Below are 5,182 nucleotides of genomic sequence, written 5' to 3' on the forward strand. Positions count from 1 at the left end.
GATGTGGGCGATCTGCCGCAGCAGTGATCTACTGAATCCGATTGGCTGGCCGGTCTTTTCACTGATCACCTGGAACCCTAGTACCGACTTGCCGATGCTCGACCCAGTCCGCCCTTGGCGGTAACCGTAATTCCCGATGAAATAGATTGCGGCCGCCGCAATTGCCACGCCCAGCGCTAGTTGGCCCAGAAAACTCGGCCCGCAAACGCCGCTTCAGTATGGCGGGAAATTTGGCAACGCGAGGGGCCTCCGATGAAGGCGTTATCTGTTAGCTGGCCAGTTCGGCCAGCTTCGCCTTGACCTCGTTGGCGCTTGGATTGGTCAGCGTTGACCCATCGACGAACTTCACTGTCGGTACGACGTGGTTGCCGTTGTTGACTGAGCCCACGAAGTCCGCCGCTGCGGGGTCCTGCTCGATGTCGACCTCGTCGTACGTGATACCGGCCGACTTCAGCGCCGTCTTGAGCCGGTGGCAGTAGCCGCACCACTGCGTGCTGTAGAGGGTCACAGGAGCGTTGGTCATAGTTCTACAAACATAGTTGGCCCCGCCGGTATGCCGCGGCGTGGCGCTGCCGGACGTTTGTCGGCGATCACTGCCAAGATGGACACCATGCCGGTGATCACGGACTCCTTGGTTGCCGCCCTCGATGACGAGCAGCGCGAGGCTGTGCTGGCTCCCCGGGGGCCGGTCTGCGTGCTGGCCGGCGCCGGAACCGGTAAGACCCGCACGATCACCCACCGCATCGCCCAGCTCGTCGCGACCGGTCACGTCGCCGCGGGTCAGGTGCTGGCGGTGACCTTCACTCAGCGCGCGGCCGGTGAGATGCGAACTCGGTTGCGGGCGTTGGGAGCTGACGCGCAAACCGGCGTTGGCGCGGTGCAGGCGATGACGTTTCACGCCGCCGCACACCGGCAGCTGCGGTATTTCTGGCCGCGGGTCGTCGGCGACACCGGTTGGCAGTTGCTGGATACCAAGTTCGCCGTCGTCGCGCGCGGGGCAACCGGCGCCGGCTTGAAGCTGAGCACCGACGACGTCCGCGACGTGGCCGGTGAGATCGAGTGGGCCAAGGCCTCGCTGATCTCGCCCGAGCAGTATCCCGAGGCGGTGGCGGCCGCCGCCCGCGATGTTCCGCTGGACGCCGCCAAGGTCGCTGCGGTGTACGCGGCCTACGAGACGCTCAAGTCCCGCGGCAACGACGCGCAAGGCATTGCCCTGCTCGACTTCGACGACCTGCTGCTGCATACCGCGGCCGCAATCGAGAACGACGCCGCGGTCGCCGAGGAGTTCCGGGACCGCTACCGCTGCTTCGTCGTCGACGAATATCAGGACGTCACGCCGCTGCAGCAGCGGGTGTTGTCGGCGTGGCTGGGCGATCGCGACGACCTGACCGTCGTCGGCGACGCCAACCAGACCATCTACTCGTTCACCGGGGCTTCGCCGCGCTACCTGCTGGACTTCTCGCGGCGCTTCCCGGATGCCACCGTGGTGCGCCTGGAACGCGACTACCGGTCCACACCACAGGTCGTGTCGCTAGCCAACCGGGTGATCGCCGCCGCGCGGGGACGGGTGGCCGGCAGCAAGCTGCACCTGGTCGGCCAGCGCGATCCCGGCCCCGAGCCGACGTTTGGTGAACATTCCGATGAGGTCGCCGAAGCCGCGGCGGTGGCAGCGTCGATCTCGCGGCTCGTCGAAGCCGGCACACCGCCGTCGGAGATCGCCGTGCTGTACCGGATCAACGCGCAGTCCGAGGTCTACGAGGAGGCGTTGACCGAGGCCGGCATCGCGTATCAGGTCCGCGGCGGTGAAGGCTTTTTCAGCCGCCAGGAGATCCGCCAAGCGCTGCTGGTGTTGCAGCGGGCTGCCAACCGCGACGTCGACGTGGAGGTGCCGCTGCCCGAGATAATGCGGGGGCTGCTCGAACCGCTGGGTCTGACGGCCGAACCGCCGACCGGAACTCGGGCCCGCGAGCGCTGGGAAGCGTTGGTAGCGCTGGCCGAACTGGTCGACGAAGAGGTCGCGCACCGGCCGGCGCTGGACTTGCCCGAGCTGATCGCCGAGTTGCGGACCCGCGCCGACTCGCGCCACCCGCCGGTGGTGCAGGGCGTCACGCTGGCTTCGCTGCACGCCGCCAAAGGGCTGGAGTGGGACGCCGTGTTCCTGGTCGGATTGACCGATGGCACGCTGCCGATCTCGCATGCGTTGGCCCATGGCCCCGAAAGTGAGGCGGTCGAAGAGGAGCGTCGACTGCTCTACGTCGGAATCACCAGGGCGCGAATGTATTTGGCGCTCAGTTGGTCGCTGTCCCGGAACCCGGGCGGACGGCAGAGTCGTAAGTCGTCCCGTTTTCTCAACGGCCTGTCCCCGCAAACGCAAGCCGACCCCACTCCGAGCCGGCCCCGACGCAATCGCGGCCCCGCATCACGCTGCCGGATCTGCAACAACGCACTGACCACACCCGCCGCGATCATGCTTCGCCGGTGCGAGACGTGCGCCGCCGACATCGACGACGAGCTCCTTCTCCAGCTCAAGGACTGGCGACTGCGTACCGCCAAGGAGATGAATGTCCCGGCCTACGTCGTGTTCACCGACAACACGCTGATCGCGATCGCCGAACTGCTGCCCACCGACGACGCCGCACTGGTCGCCATCCCCGGCATCGGCGCCCGCAAGCTCGAACAGTTCGGGCCGGACGTGTTGGATCTCGTCCGCAGCCGGAGCTAAAACTGCGCGGCGATCGCCAGCGCGGCGCAGCCGCGTGCAGCGGGTCGCCACTAAAACTGCGCGGCGATCGCCAGCGCGGCGCAGCCGCGTGCAGCGGGTCGCCACTAAAACTGCAGGTCAGAAAATCGCTTGCCCCGTCGACCTGCTAGCATCTAGCCTCGAACCGCAGTTTTCACGCGCAGCGGCAGCAGCCAGACGAGAGGGGAGAGCCACGATGATCAACATCAACGCGTTCGGTGTACGCCCGGCCGGCGACGCTGGCTCCCGCCATGCTGCCCATGCCGCCGCCTCGGCGGCGTCGCACAAGCGCATCGCCGCCGCGACCGACGCGTCCGTGATTGGGGCTCGAGCTAGGTAATCAGCCCGCAATTTCGCCAGATGGCCACGGACCCGAAGTCACAGGATCCGTGGCCAAAGTTTTTGGTTGGACAACCCGCCACTGGTCCGGATCCCCGCAATACCGCCAGACCAGGAAGCAGGTGAGCAGGATATGTCGAGACCGACAGTCCCCGACCAGCAGCAGCCGGAGTTGCCTTGTCATGTCAGCGATCCCGACCTGTGGTTCGCTGACAGCCCGTCGGATTTGGAACGCGCCAAGGCGCTGTGTAACGAGTGCCCGATTCGACTCGTGTGCCTGGCTGAGGCGCTGGAACGCGCGGAACCATGGGGAGTGTGGGGCGGCGAGATCCTCGATCGTGGCTGCGTGGTGAACCGTAAACGACCCCGTGGACGGCCCCGCAAAGACTCGATCGCGGCCTGAGCCACAATGGCGAAAAGTGTTGCTGCTGAGAGCTTTAGATGGCTGCCGTGTCGGGCTGGGCGAAGCCCGGAACCAGCTCCTCGGAGAGCGCCTGGGTCGGCACGTGCGCATCCAGCTGACACAGGATCGCCATTGACGAGGCGAGCACCCGCATCGGGATCGCCAGCTTGGGCGGCAAATCCATCTGTCGTGCCGTCTTGATCTGCGCGACACTCTGGTTCAGCTGACGGTAAGTCATGCGCTGCAACCACTTACGCGTGTAGTGGAAGACCTCGACCTCGACGGGTTCGACGTATTGGCGCAGCATCTCGTCGATGTCGCGCACCGACACCTGCTGGCCCTTCTGGATGAACCCGGCTTTCTCCATCGTCGGCAGCACCAAATCGTAGTTCTTGTCGCGGGCCAGCCGGATTGTCATCCCCAGCTCGATTGGGAATCCGCCGGGCAGCGGCGCCACCGCGCCAAAGTCGATGACCCCCATCCGGTTATCGGGCATCAGCATGAAATTGCCCGGGTGGGCGTCGCCGTGGATCATCTCGATCCGGCGCGGCGAGTCGAAGAGGAAGGCGGCCAGCCGGGTTCCCATTAGGTCACGCTGTTCGACGGTGCCGCTGCGGATGATGTCCGCCATCGGAATGCCTTCGATCCACTCCTGGATCACGACCTTGGGGGCGCTGGCCACCACGCGCGGGACGAGGTAGTGCGGGTCGCCCTCGTAAGCCTTGGCGAAGGCGCGCTGATGCTCAGCCTCCAGCCGGTAGTCGAGCTCCATCTCGGTGCGCTCGATCAGCTCGTCGACCACGCCTTCGACGTCCACGCCCGGTGCGAGTTGTTTGACCACACCGATCATGCGCCGCAGTGTCTTCAGGTCGGCCCGCAGCGCTTCATCGGCGCCGGGGTACTGAATTTTGACGGCGACTTCACGACCGTCGGCCCACACCCCCTTGTGCACTTGGCCGATGCTGGCCGAGGCCACCGCCGTGTCGTCGAACTCGGAAAACCGTTGACGCCATTTCGTGCCCAGCTGCGCGTCGAGCACCCGGTGCACCTTGTCGGCGGGCAGCGGCGGGGCATCCTTTTGCAGCTTGGTCAGCGCTTCGCGGTAGGGCTCACCGAACTCCTCGGGGATCGCGGCTTCCATCACCGACAGCGCCTGGCCGACCTTCATCGCGCCGCCCTTGAGCTCACCGAGAACCGTGAAGAGCTGCTTGGCCGCCTTCTCCATCAGTTCGGCGTTGACCTGGTCCTGCGACTTGCCGGCCAGCCGCTTGCCGAAGCCGAGCGCTGTGCGACCCGCTATGCCACCTGCGAGGCCTGCTAGCTTCACGTTGCGGGCGGCGCCGTTCCGTTTGATCTCTGACACGTGTCCATCATCCATGACGAGGCTGTGTTCGCCGCACCGATCTGGCAACAACTGTTTTCAGCAGGAACACAGTGGATGTTTCGGCCACCGCCGCGCCACGATCGATCCGGCGTGGACGTCGAATTCCAGCGTTGCGTTCAGCGACGCGGGTGGCTCGGTTTCGGAGCCGCGCACGGCCTCGATCACGCGGTTGATCTGGCTGAGCGCCAGCGCCGCCGTGGCCAGCAGCGTCGCCCGGTCGGCAACGCCGACGGTGTCGCGCAGCTGCGCGGCGACGGCGGGCCAGGCCGCGTCGCGGTCCCTGCGGTGCAGATCGGCGCAGCCCAGGCAGCTGGTG

Annotated in this window: 4 protein-coding genes and 2 pseudogenes; 2 read left to right on the forward strand and 4 right to left on the reverse strand. The window is 66.2% G+C overall.

Going from position 1 to position 5,182, the window contains the following annotated elements; translation table 11 throughout:
• Positions 1–198 (reverse strand): annotated as a pseudogene (locus VGG53_RS10805) (RDD family protein); the annotation flags it as partial.
• A 70-nt stretch (positions 199–268) separates the two neighbouring features.
• Positions 269–523, reverse strand: a complete 255-nt coding sequence (locus tag VGG53_RS10810; RefSeq protein ID WP_331518056.1) for a mycoredoxin — start codon at positions 521–523, stop codon at positions 269–271.
• An 87-nt stretch (positions 524–610) separates the two neighbouring features.
• Here VGG53_RS10810 and VGG53_RS10815 point away from each other — a divergent pair, with 87 nt between their 5' ends.
• Positions 611–2,722: an ATP-dependent DNA helicase UvrD2 gene (locus tag VGG53_RS10815; protein WP_331518057.1), complete on the forward strand. Its 2,112-nt coding sequence runs from the start codon at positions 611–613 to the stop codon at positions 2,720–2,722.
• A gap of 490 nt (positions 2,723–3,212) precedes the next feature.
• Positions 3,213–3,482, forward strand: coding sequence for a WhiB family transcriptional regulator (locus VGG53_RS10820; RefSeq protein ID WP_331518058.1), 270 nt, complete (start codon positions 3,213–3,215; stop codon positions 3,480–3,482).
• A gap of 34 nt (positions 3,483–3,516) precedes the next feature.
• Here the strand turns inward: VGG53_RS10820 and VGG53_RS10825 are convergent, their stop codons facing one another.
• Together VGG53_RS10825 and VGG53_RS10830 are read right to left on the reverse strand one after the other, a co-directional pair.
• Complete coding sequence (locus VGG53_RS10825; protein WP_331518059.1) at positions 3,517–4,860, reverse strand: ABC1 kinase family protein; 1,344 nt, start codon at positions 4,858–4,860, stop codon at positions 3,517–3,519.
• 42 nt (positions 4,861–4,902) lie between these two features.
• Positions 4,903–5,182: pseudogene (locus VGG53_RS10830) on the reverse strand (cyclodehydratase); the annotation flags it as partial.

It is taken from the genome of Mycobacterium sp. (assembly GCF_036490025.1).
In the GTDB taxonomy this organism is placed as follows: Bacteria; Actinomycetota; Actinomycetes; order Mycobacteriales; family Mycobacteriaceae; genus Mycobacterium.